This window comes from Avibacterium paragallinarum (genome assembly GCF_900450705.1).
Lineage (GTDB): Bacteria > Pseudomonadota > Gammaproteobacteria > Enterobacterales > Pasteurellaceae > Avibacterium > Avibacterium paragallinarum.
In genome coordinates this window covers 748,847-767,140 of sequence record NZ_UGHK01000002.1, presented here as the reverse complement: position 1 = coordinate 767,140, position 18,294 = coordinate 748,847, and the positions used below count along the sequence as shown (strand labels likewise).

Annotated in this window: 16 protein-coding genes; 12 read left to right on the top strand and 4 right to left on the bottom strand. The window is 35.4% G+C overall.

Annotated elements, in window-relative coordinates; translation table 11 throughout:
• The 3 genes from speF to DXZ23_RS08490 all read right to left on the bottom strand — a co-directional run bounded on the left by speF (position 1) and on the right by DXZ23_RS08490 (position 3,383).
• Complete coding sequence (gene speF, locus DXZ23_RS08500; RefSeq protein ID WP_021724216.1) at positions 1-2,163, bottom strand: ornithine decarboxylase SpeF; 2,163 nt, start codon at positions 2,161-2,163, stop codon at positions 1-3.
• A gap of 148 nt (positions 2,164-2,311) precedes the next feature.
• Positions 2,312-2,428, bottom strand: a complete 117-nt coding sequence (gene speFL / locus DXZ23_RS08495; protein WP_256593732.1) for a leader peptide SpeFL — start codon at positions 2,426-2,428, stop codon at positions 2,312-2,314.
• A 304-nt stretch (positions 2,429-2,732) separates the two neighbouring features.
• Complete coding sequence (locus DXZ23_RS08490; protein WP_017805439.1) at positions 2,733-3,383, bottom strand: IS1595-like element ISHpa1 family transposase; 651 nt, start codon at positions 3,381-3,383, stop codon at positions 2,733-2,735.
• Positions 3,384-3,564: 181 nt separating this feature from the next.
• Between DXZ23_RS08490 and DXZ23_RS08485 the strand changes: the two genes are divergently transcribed.
• The 7 genes from DXZ23_RS08485 (at position 3,565) to DXZ23_RS15435 (ending at position 6,972) form a co-directional block, all read left to right on the top strand.
• Positions 3,565-3,816: a hypothetical protein gene (locus DXZ23_RS08485; RefSeq protein WP_035688536.1), complete on the top strand. Its 252-nt coding sequence runs from the start codon at positions 3,565-3,567 to the stop codon at positions 3,814-3,816.
• Between the two features lie 128 nt (positions 3,817-3,944).
• Entirely contained in the window at positions 3,945-4,514 is a 570-nt protein-coding gene (locus DXZ23_RS08480) for a hypothetical protein (protein ID WP_017806780.1), read from the top strand.
• A gap of 55 nt (positions 4,515-4,569) precedes the next feature.
• Complete coding sequence (locus DXZ23_RS08475; RefSeq protein WP_017806779.1) at positions 4,570-5,100, top strand: hypothetical protein; 531 nt, start codon at positions 4,570-4,572, stop codon at positions 5,098-5,100.
• Positions 5,101-5,270: 170 nt separating this feature from the next.
• Entirely contained in the window at positions 5,271-5,840 is a 570-nt protein-coding gene (locus DXZ23_RS08470; protein WP_017806778.1) for a hypothetical protein, read from the top strand.
• Positions 5,841-5,863: 23 nt separating this feature from the next.
• Positions 5,864-6,115: a hypothetical protein gene (locus DXZ23_RS08465; RefSeq protein ID WP_017806777.1), complete on the top strand. Its 252-nt coding sequence runs from the start codon at positions 5,864-5,866 to the stop codon at positions 6,113-6,115.
• Entirely contained in the window at positions 6,108-6,803 is a 696-nt protein-coding gene (locus DXZ23_RS08460) for a hypothetical protein (protein ID WP_017806776.1), read from the top strand. The genes DXZ23_RS08465 and DXZ23_RS08460 overlap by 8 nt, the downstream gene beginning before the upstream one ends.
• A gap of 1 nt (position 6,804) precedes the next feature.
• Positions 6,805-6,972 (top strand): hypothetical protein, encoded by a 168-nt coding sequence (locus DXZ23_RS15435; protein WP_017806775.1) that lies wholly within the window; start codon positions 6,805-6,807, stop codon positions 6,970-6,972.
• A 104-nt stretch (positions 6,973-7,076) separates the two neighbouring features.
• Here the strand turns inward: DXZ23_RS15435 and DXZ23_RS08455 are convergent, their stop codons facing one another.
• A complete protein-coding gene (locus DXZ23_RS08455) occupies positions 7,077-7,727 on the bottom strand; it encodes an IS1595-like element ISHpa1 family transposase (protein WP_017805306.1) in 651 nt (216 codons plus the stop codon).
• Positions 7,728-7,868: 141 nt separating this feature from the next.
• Between DXZ23_RS08455 and DXZ23_RS08450 the strand changes: the two genes are divergently transcribed.
• From DXZ23_RS08450 to DXZ23_RS08430, 5 genes are all read left to right on the top strand, one after another.
• Positions 7,869-8,438 (top strand): hypothetical protein, encoded by a 570-nt coding sequence (locus DXZ23_RS08450; RefSeq protein ID WP_021724215.1) that lies wholly within the window; start codon positions 7,869-7,871, stop codon positions 8,436-8,438.
• A gap of 23 nt (positions 8,439-8,461) precedes the next feature.
• A complete protein-coding gene (locus DXZ23_RS08445) occupies positions 8,462-8,896 on the top strand; it encodes a hypothetical protein (protein ID WP_017806773.1) in 435 nt (144 codons plus the stop codon).
• An 83-nt stretch (positions 8,897-8,979) separates the two neighbouring features.
• Positions 8,980-9,516 carry a hypothetical protein gene (locus DXZ23_RS08440; RefSeq protein ID WP_017805828.1) on the top strand — a complete coding sequence of 179 codons (537 nt, stop codon included), beginning with the start codon at positions 8,980-8,982 and terminating at the stop codon, positions 9,514-9,516.
• Positions 9,510-16,094, top strand: coding sequence for an SPM autocatalytic domain-containing protein (locus tag DXZ23_RS08435; RefSeq protein WP_017806772.1), 6,585 nt, complete (start codon positions 9,510-9,512; stop codon positions 16,092-16,094). The genes DXZ23_RS08440 and DXZ23_RS08435 overlap by 7 nt, the downstream gene beginning before the upstream one ends.
• A gap of 67 nt (positions 16,095-16,161) precedes the next feature.
• Entirely contained in the window at positions 16,162-18,294 is a 2,133-nt protein-coding gene (locus tag DXZ23_RS08430) for a type I secretion system permease/ATPase (RefSeq protein ID WP_017806771.1), read from the top strand.

Below are 18,294 nucleotides of genomic sequence, written 5' to 3'. Positions count from 1 at the left end.
TTAGTAGTTTGTTAATACATATCCGTAGGCACGGGTGCGACCATCGCTCTCTTTCTGGAGATAAACGCCTTGAATTTCTGGGGCAAAGCCTGGCAAGGTATTAATCCCTTCTTCTAATGCAAGGAAATATTGTTGTGCGGTAACACTCCATTTCTCACCCGGAACAACACAGAGTACGCTTGGTGGATAAGGCAATGCCCCTTCTGCAGCAACGCGTCCAACAATGTCAGAAAGTGGGATCAGTTCTACCTGATTGCGGATAAGCTCAATATTGGCTGTTTGAGGATTAATCACATACTCAGGGAATGTTGCTTTGCGGAAAAGATCTTTTTGTAGCTGTTTTACATTACGGCTGACATAAAGAGCGTGCATCTCTTGACAAAGTTGGCGAATGGTATACCCCTGATAACGCTCTTCATTATTTCTATACAGGGTAGGCAAGACTTCTTGGAGCGGAGAATCTTGTTTAATGTGTTTTTCAAAGAGTGCAATCTGAGCAACTAATGTTTGCATTTTAGTGAGTGTCTCAGCTGGAGTAAGAAGGAAGAGAATAGAGTTTAAATCACATTTTTCAGGGATAATCCCGTTCTCGCGTAAATAATTAGCAAGAATTGTGGCAGGAATACCAAATGATTCATATTCGCCATTTTCAAGACTAATACCTAGTGTTGTGAGCAATAATTTACAAGGATCAACAAAATATTGATCTTCTGCATAGCCTTCGAATTTATGCCAAGTATCATGAGAATGGAATTTAAAAAATTCAAGATTCGTTGATATTTCCTCAGTATCATAATCCTGCCATTTTTTCCCATTTATCGTGGTAGGAATGAATGGACGGATCAACTCACAGGTATTTAGGAGCATTTTTCGTGTTTCTATTCCGATTTTTACACAGTCATCCCAAAGACGGCGACCTGCAGCACTGCCTTGAATTTTTGCATTGACATCTAGTGTTGCAAAGAGAGGATAAAATGGGCTGGTTGAAGCGTGCAGCATAAAAGCATTGTTAAGACGTTTATGATTAAGATAATGTGCTTGACCTTTTATATGCTTATCTTTTTTGTGGATTTGTGAAGCTTGAGAAAAGCCCGCTTGTTGTTTATGAACTGATTGAGTAACGAAGATACCAGGATCCTGCTCATTTAATTCTAAAAGAAGTGGAGAGCTATCTTTCATCATCGGAATGAATTGCTCATAACCCACCCAAGCAGAATCAAAGAGAATGTAATCGCAAAGATGACCTATTTTATCAACAACTTGTCGAGCATTATAAATCGTACCATCGTAAGTACCAAGCTGTATTACCGCTAAACGGAATGGACGTTGTAATGCTAATTTTTCAGGTGCGGTCTCTTTTATCAATGATTTTAAATAGGTTTCTTCAAAGCAATGGCTATCAATTCCACCGATGAAACCGAAAGGGTTTCTTGCAGTTTCTAAATAAATAGGCGTTGCTCCCGCTTGGATTAATGCACCGTGATGATTGGATTTATGATTATTGCGATCAAATAACACAAGATCACCTAGTGAAAGCAACGCATTGAGTACTACCTTATTTGCCGCTGAAGTACCATTTAAGACAAAATAGGTTTTATCAGCATTGAATACGTTGGCAGCGTGTTTCTGAGCCTCACAAGCTGCTCCTTCGTGAATAAGCAAATCGCCAAGTTTCACATCGGCATTGCAAATATCGGAACGGAAAATATTCTCCCCATAGAAATCATATAAGAATCGCCCCGCTGGATGCTTACGGTAATATTGACCGCCTTGATGTCCGGGACAGTCGAAAGCAATATTTCCCATCTCAACATATTCACTGAGCATTTTGAAGAAAGGCGGAAGCATTTTTTCTTCATAGAGTTTTACAGCAGTTTCAATTTGTCTGCTATAAAGGTGTAGATCATAACTATTTAGATCTTGGATATGAAATACCTTATCGAAATATTGTTGATTTAACGTTTGTTTTTCTTGTAAGACAACGAAAATAGGAATATTAAATTCAGTGTTTAATATACGATCAAGATATTTTTCAATATCATTAGCATCAAGAATAATAGCCCCAATATCAGTGAAGTCTGTCTGTTCAATTAATACCAATTCTCGTTGTGTTGAAAAATACTGTTTAACGTCTTGGCTATGTGCGATTTTTAAAATTGACATAATTAAATCCTCTATTTATTATTTAATAAATAAATTACTTGGAATAAAAAATATTTTTTATTCTGGCTATAAATAATATGATTTAGAAATATCATTTAATTATTTATATAATAAATAATTAAAATTAATCAAAGAAAAACACTTCTGACTAGATTAGATAATCAGAAGAACCACTCTGAGAAGAAAATAGAGAATAGGAAAAACAAGAACGGTGAGAAGGCATCATAATATGACGAGTACGGCGAATATGAGCCATTAAAGAAATCCCTTTACCAGGGTTGTATTCAATATGATACTTTTTGTTTGTTTGTTTGTTTGTTTGTTTGTTTGTTTAGCATAATTTCCTCCGAATTTATACTAGGTTAAGTCTAAGCTAAGACCCAAGTGAATTATTATGTATAAGAGATCGGTTTTCAAGAATGAAATTTATATTATGTGATCTCGATCACTTTTATTCGGTATGAGGTTTTTATTCTTATTGAATATAACTTTTATTTAAATATTATTTGACAATTAATTAACACAAAATAATTGAAAAAGTATTTAATATTAGGGGCTGTCCTAGATAACTAGACTAAACTCCCTTTAACCAATTGTTTTAAAATAGAAATTTGACTTTTTATGTTGCTGTAATTAAAACGCCATTCACATTCCTTTAAATAAAGCTCAAAATGCGCTTTTGGGATACCATTAAATTTTCGTAAATGGCGTTTTGCTTGGCTCCAAAAATTCTCAATTCCGTTAATGTGGTTATGATTTTCAGCAAAATGTGTGCTGTGATTGATACGAAAATGACTAAATTCACTCACATCAAGCACGTCATAACTACGATAATTATCGGTGTAAACAATACTATCAGGCTTTACCTGCTCCCGAATAATGGGTAACAAGGTGGCAGATTGCGTATTTGGAACCGCAACGGTATAAACCTTGCCATTGCGCTTGAGAAGCCCGAATACCGCAATTTTCCCTGCCGCACCACGACCACGTTTGCCTTTGCGAGCACCGCCAAAATAACTTTCATCGGCTTCAATTTCACCTTCAAACATCTCTAAGTGAAGGCTGTTTTGATAGATGAGTTGGCATAAACGATGAAAGTAATATGCGGCAGTCGTTTTGTTTACATTGACTAACTCTGCTGCTGTCCTTGCAGTAACACCTGCAACAAATAGCTCAATGAGTTTATTTTGTTTGTGCTGACTTAGACGACTTTTTCTCATTGGTTCATTCTAACCTAAATAGATTTTTTAGTTGTTATCTAGGACAGCCCCTAATATTATTAACAGCCTAAATATAAAAAATCAAAATTCTTATTTTATTTTTTAGGAATTAGGATGATAAAGTCTTCAAAATTGGAAGAATTTTGGCAAAAAAATTATAATTTTTAGTTAGGAGGTTATTATGACTGGTGGAAACAAGGCTTTACTGGCAACTGCTTCTTATATTGATTTTTTTAGTGCTAATGGAGTTCTGATAGAGCAAGGAAAAATTAGGAAAAAAATAACAGAAGATAGACAGCTAACAGAATCACAAATAGATCAATTTTTGGATACTTATGAAGTTTTAGATCAACAACTCGAAACAGCAAGTGGCTTTTCGGCAATGGTTGTGAGGGAAAGTGGTAAAGTCAATTTAAGGAATATCCATGTGTAAAGTAAGGCATATTGTTTGTGGGTTGAAAGCGATTTTTTGGGTATTTGTATCTTTTTATCTAATAGCACTCATATGGATTGGTATAAGTTGGATAATATACGAACCTAAAGAAATAAGAAAATTTGAAAGTGTTGCCAAAAAAGTTTGTCCATTATGATGAAAAAGAATTTAGGCATATAGTGAAAAATCAAATTGTAGGTGATTATTTTGCTCAAGTAGAGTTTATTCAGATACACAACGGTTTTTGTCGTGGTAGTGGTGATTATTGTCAAGTTTGGGTTTTGGATAAAAAATTTACTCCTGAAGAGTTTAATCGTTTATTTCTAACGTATGAGCATGAGCATTTTATCTCAGGGGAAGATCATAGGCGTAGTAGTAGCTTTGGTGATTTGTATATATCATTTGTGAGAGATAAATTGAATGGAAGGTTGTATAATGGAGAGCCTATTGATTTTGATTCGGAAGCCGTGCTTTTTGATGATTTTGGGGACATATATTATTTAAATGATGACTCTTTTTTGTTTAATGAGCAGAATAGAGTTGATGTGGCAGGTTTTGGTATAATTGATACTATTTATACTGCCGGGATAGGGGAAAGACCGTATAGTGATTTATTTAAACCCCATTCTATCGTATTTGATTATGAGTTAAATAGCTGTGGAATACTTAAACCAATTTGGAGGAAGCTAAATGAGTAAAGAAGCGAAAATTATTTTTTTTAAGTGTTATTGGTTTTAATTAATCGGAGAGAAAATGGAACATCCTTTTTATAAAAAAATTGGCTATTTATTTATTTTTCTTATTCTGTTAGGTTGGAGTTTAGTCTTATTCTATAACGCGATTCCTTTAGAATTTAAGAGTTATATCATTGAAAAAAACAAATTTCTTTTAATTAATGCTGAAGAGACTATTAATTTTTTAAGTAAAGATCCGGATAAGTCAATGTTTATCTTTATTTGTTCTTTTTATTTTGGGGTTGTTTTTACTTTTTCTTATTTGTTTGTCATAATTTTTCGAGGAGATTGGTATGCTTTTGATGTGAAAATTCCTATTTATAAGGCAATACCATTTTTTATTTTTTCATATATTTTCTTTTCCTTATTTTACATTTGTTGTACTATTTTTCCTGGCTATATCCCAAGAGTGGATAGATTATTTTGGACAGGCGGTTTAATATCTAATATGGTTGTAGTTTTTTTTATGGTATGTCAAGGTATTAATAATATGATGATTTTTAATTGTGTTTATTTGATTAGAAAATTAATTAAAGGTGGAACGTTATAGTAGATGAAAATAAAAGAGAAAATTAAAAGATTATTATAATTTAACATTTATTCCCTCCTTTTTTAGTTTTCTTTCCTACATTTTATAAGAATATTGATGAAAAAAGAAATCTCATTAATAATAAGTAGCGACACAACAATTATTCTTTTTGTCCATAAAAGGATTTTTCAATGAGTAAACTGATAGACTTTTTAAACAGAATAAAATGCAGGCATGTAGCTTGTCTATTCGTAATGTATTTGATTTTCTTGCCTTTTCAACCTTGGGTTATTGCAGAAATTACCACGCCTATTCGGAAGAAAATGATAGAAGAGGATGCGATTCAGATTTATGTGCAACCTGATGAGTGGCGTAGGCTAAGAGGTATAACCAGTGTAGCAACAGCTTCAACGCCGCCGTTAAAATGGAAGTTTCTATGGGATGTTGAGTACAGTGATATTCAATTTCCGAAAACAATTGAATTTGAAAGGAGAACTTATAAAGCTAGTTTTATTGATGAGAAAACACGTATTATTTTATATGATAATGATAATAAAATGAATAGAAAGAGTTTTGGCGGTTGTGTGTTTGATGCAAGTTATTATTTGTATTATGATCCGATAATACATAGACTGATTGCATCAGTCAAAGATGTTTATGGGCTTTATCCAGCATATTTAGCGGGAGGATATTTAATGGTAGGAGAGTTAGATAACTATTCAAAATTAAAAAGTTTTTGGCAAAAAAATTATAATTTTTAACTAAGAATTTTAGGAGATAGTAAATGAGTAATGGAAATAAAGCATTATTGTCTTCAGCCTCTTATATTGATTTTTTTGATTCTAACGGTAATTTAAAAAATCTGAAGGATATCAAGGCTAAATTAGATAAAAAGAGAGGTCTTACAGAATCACAAATAAATCAGTTTTTTAATACTTATGAAGTCCTAGATCAACAACTCGAAACAGCAAGTGGCTTTTCGGCAATGGTTGTGAGGGAAAGTGGTAAAGTCAATTTAAGAAATATCCATGTGTAAAGTAAGGCATATTGTTTGTGGGTTAAAAGCGATTTTTGGAGTATTTGTATCTTTTTATCTAATAGCACTCATATGGATTGGTATAAGTTGGATAATATACGAACCTAAAGAAATAAGAAAATTTGAAAGTGTTGCCAAAAAAGTTTGTCATTATGATGAAAAAGAATTTAGGCATATAGTGAAAAATCAAATTGTAGATGATTATTTTGCTCAAGTAGAGTTTATTCAGATACACAACGGTTTTTGTCGTGGTAGTGGTGATTATTGCCAAGTTTGGATTTTGGATAGCAAATTTACTCCTGAAGAGTTTAATCGTTTATTTCTAGCGTATGAGCATGAGCATTTTATCTCAGGAAAAGATCATCGGCGTAGTGGTAGATTTGGTGATTTGTATATATCATTTGTGAGAGATAAATTGAATGGAAAATTGTATAATGGAGAGCCTATTAATTTTAATTCGGAAGCTGTACTTTTTGATGATTTTGGGAAGATATATTATTTAAATGATGGCTCTTTTTCATTTAAAGGATATAATAAAGTTGGTGTATCTATATTCTGGATGGATGATCTTCTTTATTCGGCTGGAATTGGAGAGAGACCGTATAGTACTTTATTTAAGCGTTATTCTATAATATTAAACTATGAATTAAATAGTTGTGGGATAATTAAACAAAATTGGAGAAAGTAAGATGAGTGAAGAAAAATTTATTTCTTTGGAGGATGATTATGCATTAAAAGTATTACAAATTTATAATTCTGGTGGAGGGATTGTTATTTTTAATGAAGAAGAGTTTATGCAACAGGTAGGAAGCAATATTTCTCCTGCAAATTTTAAAATGATGGAATATTTTTTTTAGTTATATATTTCTATTTTTAGATATAAATCCCCTCCCTTTTTTCTATATATTTTTTTAATTCCTTTCTCTTTTGTATAAAAATAATTTGGGGCTGTCCTAGATAACTAGACTAAACTCCCTTTAACCAATTGTTTTAAAATAGAAATTTGACTTTTTATGTTGCTGTAATTAAAACGCCATTCACATTCCTTTAAATAAAGCTCAAAATGCGCTTTTGGGATACCATTAAATTTGCGTAAATGGCGTTTTGCTTGGCTCCAAAAATTCTCAATTCCGTTAATGTGGTTATGATTTTCAGCAAAATGTGTGCTGTGATTGATACGAAAATGACTAAATTCACTCACATCAAGCACGTCATAACTACGATAATTATCGGTGTAAACAATACTATCAGGCTTTACCTGCTCCCGAATAATGGGTAACAAGGTGGCAGATTGCGTATTTGGAACCGCAACGGTATAAACCTTGCCATTGCGCTTGAGAAGCCCGAATACCGCAATTTTCCCTGCCGCACCACGACCACGTTTGCCTTTGCGAGCACCGCCAAAATAACTTTCATCGGCTTCAATTTCACCTTCAAACATCTCTAAGTGAAGGCTGTTTTGATAGATGAGTTGGCGTAAACGATGAAAGTAATATGCGGCAGTCGTTTTGTTTACATTGACTAACTCTGCTGCTGTCCTTGCAGTAACACCTGCAACAAATAGCTCAATGAGTTTATTTTGTTTGTGCTGACTTAGACGACTTTTTCTCATTGGTTCATTCTAACCTAAATAGATTTTTTAGTTGTTATCTAGGACAGCCCCAATAATTTTGACAAAAACATAAATTTCTATTAATAATGGAAAAAATACCACAACAGAAATACTCTTCCTTATCTATAAAGGAGATTTTCAATGAGTAAACTGATAGACTTCTTAAACAAAATAAAGTGCAGGCATGTAGCTTGTCTATTCGTGATGTATTTGATTTACTTACCTTTTCAACCTTGGATCATTGCTGAAATCACCACGCCTATTCGGAAGAAAATGATAGAAGAGGATGCGATTCAGATTTATGTGCAACCCGATGAGTGGCGTAGGCTAAGAGGTATAACCAGTGTAGCCACAGCTTCAACACCGCCGTTAAAATGGAAGTTTCTATGGGAAGTTGAGCAGAGTGATATTCACTTTCCGAAAACAATTGAATTTGAAGGGAGAACTTATAAAGCTAGTTTTATTGATGAGAAAACACATATTATTTTATATATTAATGATGATAAAGTGAATAGAAAGAGTTTTGGCGGTTGTGTATTTTCTTCTACTTATCATATATACTATGATCCTGTTATACTTAGAATTATTGCTACTTCTAAAGATGTTCGAGGTTTGTACCCTGCTTATTTAGCAGGGGGGTATCTGATAGTGGGAGAATTAGATAACTATTCAAAATTAAAAAGTTTTTGGCAAAAAAATTATAATTTTTAACTAAGAATTTTAGGAGATCGTAAATGAGTAATGGAAATAAAGCGTTATTGTCTTCAGCCTCTTATATTGATTTTTTTGATTCTAATGGTAACTTAAAAGATATAGATAGCATTAGAGATAAATTAAATGAAAAGAGAGGTCTTACAGAATCACAAATAAATCAATTTTTGAATACTTATGAAGTTTTAGATCAACAACTCGAAACAGCAAGTGGCTTTTCGGCAATGGTTGTGAGGGAAAAGAGCAGTGGCAAAAACTTATTTGTGATTCGAGGAACGCAAGAACCAGTAGATTTTTTGCAAGATGGAATGCTTGTTGCAACGGGGCTGGCGAAAGCTCAAGTAATTGACGCGTTAAATTATTTCAATAAGGTTACCACACCCAAAGGGCAAACTTATAATAAAATCGTCTCAAAAATTACATCTCCTCTCTCTAGCTCTTTTTCGATTAGTATTTGAGAAAATAATGGAATTTGACTATACTACCGTTTGATAGCATTGATCCTAAAAAGAATTCTTGGTTTTAATTAGTAGGAGAGAAAATGGAACATCCTTTTTATAAAAAAATTGGCTATTTATTTATTTTTCTTGTTCTGTTAGGTTGGTGTTTAGTCTTATTTTATAATGCTATTCCTTTAGAATTTAAGAGTTATATCATTGAAAAAAACAAATTTCTTCTAATCAATGCTGAAGAGCGTATTCATTTTTTAAGTGAAGACCCAACTAAATCGATATTTATCTTTATTTGTTCTTTTTATTTAGGCTTGTTTTTCACTTTTTCTTATATATCAGGAATAATTTTCTTAGGAGATTGGCATATACTCAATATTGATAAATTGCCTATTTATAAAGCAATACCATTTTTGATTTTCGTATATCTTTGCCTATCTGGATTTTGGGTATTTGGTCTTTTCTTCCCTGGTGTTGTTCCTCGTATGGATAGGTTATTATGGACTGGTGGGGTAGTATCTAATATGGCTATAGTATTCCTTATGGTATCACAAGGTATTTATAATACAATAATTTTTAATTTCTTTTATTTAATAGGAAGAGTAGTTAAAGGTGAATCGTTATGGTAGATGAAAATAAACGAAAAGATTCAAATACTGTGATTATATTTGAGCTATCTAAGCAGGCAGGTTTGCAAAGTATTGAGGATGCATCAAAATTTGTTAGAAATCAGTTAGATGAAGCATTAAAACGATCTACTGAATTAGATAAGCTTCTTACAAAGCCATATTCAGTAAAACTCTTTCTAGTTGAAAAGGGAGCTAAGTATGTTGATCCTATATATAAAATAGCTGTCTCATTTGAGTCTAGAGATCCTAATAGAATTGCTAAAACGATTACCGCACAGCTATCAGCCTTACAATTCGGTGCTTATGGAGCGACTATAGGTGCTGGATTAGGATATGGAGTAAGTGCCCTTATTCCACAATTAAAAGCACCAGTAGTAAATAAAATAGTCCCTTGGGGGTTAGGAGTTGTTTTTTCATATGCTGGCTCTAATTTTGGTGAGAATTTAGTTAATTATCTATGGGATATAGATACTAATAATGGTATTAGTTCATATACTAGTGATAAGATGAACATAACGGTTTTTCGTGATGGAAATAATATTGATGTGCAAAATTTTTCATCAAAAACATATATTCCTCCTAAACCGAGTCTAAATGTTAAGTTTATGCCTGCCCCATTTACTTATGGTTATCATATGACGGCAGAAGAGATGAAAAAACATTATGAAATCCCAACTAAAAATGATTTTAAAGTCTCCTCATCTAACCCCCTCGAAAAAACTGCAGATGGAAAATATAAATATGATCCCGTGTATAAAAATCACGGTTGGGGATTATGGTCTGATTCCCATGCATTAAATTTTGACCATGGAGAAAAAGGCAGTGTGGATAATACTTTTAATGCATTTACTGCCAATATTTTGTCGAATGATTATCGTGTAACTAATAACAACTTTTCTCGTAGCCCTATCATAGAATCCGCTCTTTCTTCAAAGCCAACTGCTCAAAAAGATTATTTAAAACTTAATCATATGGCGAATTTTGGTCGTTCTCGTTTGCCGGTGGATCCGTTGGTGCTAGATTTAAATGGTGATGGGGTGAAACTCACGGGCTATACGGAAAATGCGGTCTTATTTGATATTGATAATGATGGAGCCTTGGAAGAAACGGGCTGGGTGAGTGCTGAAGATGGTTTGTTGGTTAGGGATTTAAATAACAACGGTAAAATTGATAATATCAGTGAGGTCTTTTCTGAATATTATGGTGGCAGACCAGGGCGAGATGGTGAGAGCGGTGAAAAACATTTTCGTAATGGTTTTGAAGCGTTACGAAGCTTAGATAGCAACCATGATGGACTGTTTAATGAAAGAGACAGTGGTTTTGCTCAAGTGAGAGTATGGAAGGATAAAAATCAAAACGGCATAACAGATTCAGAAGAATTGTTTGATTTGAAATCATTGGGAATTACGGAAATAAATTTAGCGTATAAAGAAAAAGGCGGTGAGTATTATCAGCAAAATGAATTGTTAGCGGAGGGGAGCTTTAGTCGTGGAACGGTTAGAACAGAGCGACGTCGTTCAGGATTTAGGCGTAAAACAGTCGTGACAAGCATAGTGGATGTTAAGCATTATGGTGTAGCCTCCGTGAATTTTTTAGCCAACCCAAGAGGGAATTTGTTTACGCAGTTGCAAAATGGGATGAAGGTTGAAACCCAACGTGATGGGCGTATTGCGGCAACATCAGCCTTTACTTCCACCGTGACAACAGGAGAAACATTAAGTGCGGTGGATTTAGGGGTGCAAAATATTGCAGCAGGCACGGGCGATGATGTGTTATATGGCGATGGGCAGAATAACTGGTTGGCGGGTAATCTTGGTAGTGATACCTTTTATGCGGGTGATGGGGATGATGTTTTAATTATTGATGGGGATGATAACCCAGATAATATTCATGGTGGAGCAGGGAATGATATTATTCAAGTTGTTGGCGATAAAGGCATTACGATTGATTTACATGCCGCTGAAGTGGAAGCTATGCAAGGCGGGCGTGGAAATGATGTGATTTATTCTTCGGGTAATAGCACGATTTATGTGAGGGGCGGTGATGGGGATGATATTATTCTCGGCAGTGCTGCCAATGATGCCCTTTCTGGTGAAAATGGTAGTGACTCGCTTTCTGGTCAGGCTGGCGATGATGTGTTGCGTGGGCATCGTGGTAATGATTATTTGTCAGGTGATGATGGCAATGATCTTATGTGGGGCGGCTCCGATGATGATGTGCTATTAGGCGGTGCCGGCAACGATATGCTCAGTGGTGATGGCGGTGATGATTTTCTTGACGGCGGAGAAGGTGAGGATATTGTTGAATATTCAGGAAATTTAGAAGATTATCAATTTACTGAAGTTGAAGGTGGGTTGTTAATTAGTGACAAGGTGCAAGGTCGCGATGGAACAGATTTTGTTCGCCATGTTGAAAAAGCGAATTTTAAAAATGTGGTGGGGTATATTTTACCTCAAAATGGCACTGCTATTCACAATCCATTGCCGGTGATGGATATTATTGATAAGGATAAAGAAGGGCGGTTGATTGATGGTAAGCGTCCTTTTGTTATCACTCAGCAACAATTGTTACAGAATGATTTTGATATTCAAGGGGAGCGTTTAATTGTTGCTCAAGCTTTTGATGTGCAAGGCGGGCAGATTTCTGTTAATGAAGCCCGTGAAATTATTTTTACACCAGATCCAAATTATCGGGGTGTTGCTGGGTTTAAATATAATATCATTGATGAGTCTAATCATCATGGTTTGGTGGTAGGTGGAAAGGAAAAAGTGGGGCAGGTGTATTTTAAAACCCCTGATTTGCCAGCTGATCCACTTTTTTATCAGCAATATTATTTGCAGGAAGATAATGTTGTGCCTGTTTGGCAGCATTATACGGGTAAGAATATTAAAATAGGGCAATTTGAACCAAGTGGGCCATTTTCAGTTGCTGAGGAAGTGGCTGATTATCGTAATCCTGAATTGCGGGAAAATATTGATAAAGATTGGTTGTATGATTATGAATTTCATACCCGAGAAGAGGATAAGGTTTTTAGTAAGCATGCAACAGAAGTAGCAGGTGTGATGGTGGGGGCTCGTAATGGTGATGGCGGGGTTGGCGTTGCTTATCATGCAACGACAGCAAGCCATTGGGTTGGTGCGGATACCTCTAGTTTATTAAAAATGAAAAATTATGATATTGCTAACCATAGTTGGGGAAATAATGTCAATTTTGCGAAGCAGATTCTCGCGAAAGATAAGGCTAAGCAATCAGAAATGGATGCGTGGATGAATGAACGTTATCTGACCGCGTTGAAAGAAGGGCGTGATGGTTTGGGGACGGTGATTGTTAATTCAGCAGGTAATGAAAGATTAAAAGGTGGAAATGCAAATTATTCTTATCTTACCAGTAATCCCTATACTATTGTGGTGGGATCTGTTCAGCTCAATGCTCAAGGTTTATCTGAAGTTGCGGGTTATTCGAATGCGGGGGCGAGTGTATTGGTGAGTGCTCATGGTTCGGAGGTGGTTTCTTCTTCACGCCGTTTGGTGAATAAAAATGGGGGCGTGTTGGGAGAATCTTATTCAACCGTTGATGGAACAAGTTTTTCCGCACCGATTGTTTCAGGCGTTGTGGCATTGATGTTGGAAGCTAACCCAAAATTAGGCTATCGTGATATACAAGAGATACTTTCATTGACGGCAAGAGGGGATAAGTCTGTTGGGAACAGTTGGCAATGGAATGGTGATAAAAACTGGAATGGGGGAGGTCGGCATGTAAGTCATGACTATGGTTATGGCGTGGTGGATGCTCAAGCGGCTGTGCGTTTAGCCGAGAACTGGCATAACCAAGAAACCTATAAGAATGAAGTGCGGTTAGATAAAATCTATTCCTCTGGTCAAATTGATTTTCAACTAGAGGATAATAGCGGACATCAATTTTCTGTGACGGTGAGCAATGCGAATATTGTCTTGGAGAATGTGTTAGTGTCTGTCAATTTAACCCATGAACAAGCCAGTGATGTGATTATTAAGCTGATTTCACCTTCTGGTACGGAATCTATATTAATGAATCGCCCAGGTTGGGTTGAGGGAAGTGATGAATATACAGGGGATAAAGACTTTTATGATAGCAAAACATTACAATACACATTTAACACCGCACTTTTAAAAGGTGAAGATCCGAATGGGCAGTGGCGTTTGCAAGTTTTTGATGCAAATACAGGAAAAACAGGGATTTTGCATGATTGGAGCTTAAGCCTTTATGGTTCAAGCGATGATGGCGGTGATACTTATATCTATACTGATGAATATCAATCTGTAGAGGGAAAAAATCGCTTATCGGATACTGACGGTGGCTTTGATGTGATTAATGCTGCTGCCGTAAATGGTGCGGTTTATGTGAACCTGGCTGATGGAGAAGCATACTTAAATAGCAAAAAGTTATCTATTGATGATCCGTCTGCAATTGAAGGCGTTATCAGTGGTGATTTCGATGATGTGCTAGTGGGGAATGCTAAGCGTAATTTGCTCATTGGTGGAAGAGGTGATGATATGCTGTTTGGTTTTGAGGGCGATGATATTTTGTATGGTGCTCAGGGCAATAATAAGCTTTCTGGAGGAAGTGGAAAAGATATCTTTGTTATAAATAAATATGCTGGCAATCAAGATATTATCACTGATTTTAAAGTTGGCATTGATAAATTAGTATTAAGTGAATTTTCAACCTTGAAACGATTAAATCTACAGCAGGACGAAAAGGATACGATTATTCATTTAGGTGATGGACAAACTGTGCGTTTGGTTAATGTGCAAAGTGAAAGCTTGGGGTTAGATAATGTTGTGATTACGGCGGAGAAATTTAATCCTTTATTCCTTCGCGATTATTATGCTTATGGGTTTTCATCTTCAGCCCAAGAGACGGGGTTACCAGATGTGGAAGTGGTTTATTGGGGTTCAGCTGGAAACGATCGTATTTTTGGTGGTAATAAGAATGATACCTTATATGGCGGGTTAGGGGATGATGTGCTAGTTGGAGAACATAGCACGGATCAACCTAATGGTGGAAATGATACGCTATATGGCGGTGATGGAAATGACATTGTTCGTGGAGGTGCTGGTGATGATATCCTTTATGGTGGGAATGGATTAGATTCACTGGGCGGCGATGCGGGTAATGATACGATTTACTTAGAAGGCGATGAGTCGGCGATTGGGTACGATAATCAATTATATACAAAACCCGTTACCTTAAATAATGTTAAGTTTAGCAATGCTTCTGCGACTGGGGGAAGCGGTAATGATAAATTTATTGTGGTAAAAGATACCTCAAAAGGTGTGGGAAGAGGGGTGTTGAAAAACTTGATTACTGATTTTGATGTAAATAATCCTAATGAGAAAATTGATATATCCCAGTATCGCGGTCAATTGTCTTTAACAATGCAGGAAATGTTGATTAACGGGGAGATTTATTCTCGTTTATGGTTTGGTACGCCAGGCGAAGATACGCAATATATTACTTTGAAAGGGGTAAGAAATAATCGTTTGGAAGCAATTGTTAAAAATAATTTAACTGATACCAGCCCTTCTGTTTTAGAAAGATTACAGCAAACCTTTTTAGGTACGTCTCAAAATGATTCACTCAGAGGAAATGCCGTAGGAAATTATTTAGATGGAAAATCTGGAGCCGATACAATGGAAGGGCTTGAGGGTGATGATGTTTATATCGTAGATAATGCTAGAGATCTTGTTATTGAAACACTAAATGGTGGCTATGATGTGATTAAATCAAATGTTTCCTATCAGTTATCTGATAACGTTGAGGAATTGATGCTAGTAGGCGATGCCAATATTAATGCAACTGGAAATCATGACAACAATCGTTTACTTGGTAATGCGGGAGCAAATCGTTTAGATGGCGGATTAGGTGATGATGTTATGATTGGTGGGAAAGGCGATGATATCTATCTTGTTGATTCTAGTTTAGATGAGGTGGTGGAAATGGCAGGCGAAGGTATTGATAAAGTGATTTCTTCAGTTTCCTATACTTTATCTACCCATTTGGAAAATTTAACATTATCTGGCGAAAAACCTATTTCAGGTGCAGGTAATGGGTTAGAGAATGTGTTGGAAGGCAATGAGTCTAATAACCGTTTAATTGGCTATGCAGGTAATGATACATTGATAGGGGGAAATGGTAGTGATTTCTTAATGGGCGGTGTTGGTAATGATACTTATATTTTCTCTCGTGGAAATGGCAATGACTTAATTAAAGAAGAATCTGGTAATGATATATTGCAATTTAATAGCGGAATCAATGCCGATCAATTATGGTTTAAAAAATCGGATAATGATCTTGTGATCAATGTTATTGGTACAAATGATAGTATTATCATTGATGATTGGTATAGCTCAACCCATAGTGAGGATCATAAAATAGAAACGATTATTGCTGGTGATGGAAAACGATTGGTAGAATCTCAGATTGATTCACTGGTTACGGCAATGGCGAATTTTGATGTTCCCGCGGCTGGGCAAATTCATTTATCAGCTGATTATCATGCAAAATTAGATACGATTTTGGCAGCGAATTGGAAATAGATTCTGAAGCTAAGTGGTAAATAGAGGTAACTTAGGAGGCTAAGTTACCTTTTTTATGGATATAAATATGAATACAAAAGAACACAAAAATGATTATGCATTGGATGCACTGGTTTTATTAGCTCGTTTTCATGGCATTGCGGTTAATACGGAGGATATAAGACATCAGTTTGATCTTTATGGAGCTGGTCTTGATTTAGTCAATTGGCAGTTGGCAGCAAAATCTTTGGGTTTTAAAGTTAGGGTGTCTAATAAATCGATCTCTCGTTTGTCTTTTATTAATTTACCCGTGTTGGTCTGGGATGGAGAAAATAAGCAACATTTTATTTTGGCAAAAATTGATAATAGGCAGAATAAATATTTAATTCATGATTTGGCATTAAAGCAGCCTATCGTTTTAGGTGCAGATGATTTTGCACAACGTTACACAGGGCAAATTATTTTATTAACTTCTAGGGCTTCTGTATTAGGACAATTAGCAAAATTTGATTTTACTTGGTTTATTCCAGCCATTATTAAATACAGAAGAATTTTGTATGAGGTGATTGCCATTTCATTAGTGCTACAAATTTTGGCTTTGATTACGCCACTGTTCTTCCAAGTTGTTATGGATAAGGTTCTTGTTCATCAAGGATTTAATACTTTAAACGTCATTGCCGTTGGTTTGAGTATTATTATTTTATTTGAAGTCTTATTAAGTGCGATACGTAGCTATGTTTTTTCTCACACCACAAGTCGTATGGATGTGGAATTAGGAGCAAAACTCTTCCGCCATCTATTAGCATTACCTTTAGCTTATTTTGAGGCTCGTCGAGTTGGAGATACGGTTGCAAGAGTGAGAGAATTAGAACACATCCGTAATTTTTTAACAGGTCAGGCTCTTACTTCATTATTGGATTTATGTTTTTCGTTTATTTTCTTAAGTGTAATGTGGTTCTATAGTGGATGGCTTACGTTGGTTGTTTTATTGTCATTACCTTGCTATGTCATATGGTCAATGATAATTACGCCGATATTGAGGAAGAAATTAGATGAAAAATTTGCTCGAAATGCAGATAACCAAGCCTTTTTAGTGGAATCTATTACTGCCATTAATGTTGTTAAATCTATGGCTATTTCGCCTAAAATGGTTGAATATTGGGATAAGCAATTAGCTGGTTATGTTAAAGCCGGATTTGAAGTGTCTAAATTAGCAATAATAGGACAAAACGGCGTACAGTTAATTCAAAAATTAGTGATGGTGATTAACCTTTGGTTAGGTGCTCATCTAGTAATTAGTGGCGATATGAGTATTGGGCAATTAATTGCCTTTAATATGTTAGCAAGCCAGGTTGCTACGCCAGTTATACGTTTGGCTCAGCTATGGCAAGATTTTCAGCAGGTAGGGATATCAGTAGAGCGTTTAGGTGATATTCTGAACACACCAATGGAGACAGCAAAAAGTAAGTTAGCTCTACCGGAAATTAAGGGGGATATTGTTTTTGAAAATGTTAAGTTTAGATATAAACCTGAGGATAGAGATATTATTTCAGATTTTTCGTTGAAATTATCAGCGGGAGAGGTTGTCGGGATTGTAGGTCGTTCTGGTTCAGGTAAAAGTACTATCGCTAAATTAATTCAACGATTATATATTCCGCAATCTGGGCGTATTTATATTGATGGACAAGATCTTTCTGTGGTTGATCCAAATTGGTTACGGCGACAAATTGGGGTTGTGTTACAGGATAGTGTTCTATTAAATCGAAGTATTAGAGATAATATTGCAATTAGTGAACCTGGAATTTCAATGGAGAAGGTGATCATTGCAGCTAAATTGGCAGGTGCTCATGATTTTATTACGCAATTATCTGAAGGTTATGATACATTGGTTGGCGAACAAGGTGCGGGATTATCTGGTGGACAACGTCAGCGAATTGCTATTGCGAGAGCGTTGATTTCTAATCCTAAAATTTTAATTTTTGATGAAGCAACTAGTGCATTAGATTATGAGTCTGAGAGAATAATTATGCAAAATATGAATTCGATTTGTCGCGGGCGTACTGTTATTATCATTGCTCATCGCTTATCTACGATTAGAATGGCTAATAAAATCGTTGTTATGGAACAAGGAAACATCGTAGAGAGTGGCTCTCATGATATGTTATTAGAGAATGAAAATGGGCTATATTCATATTTAAATCAATTACAGTCAGGGCTTTAA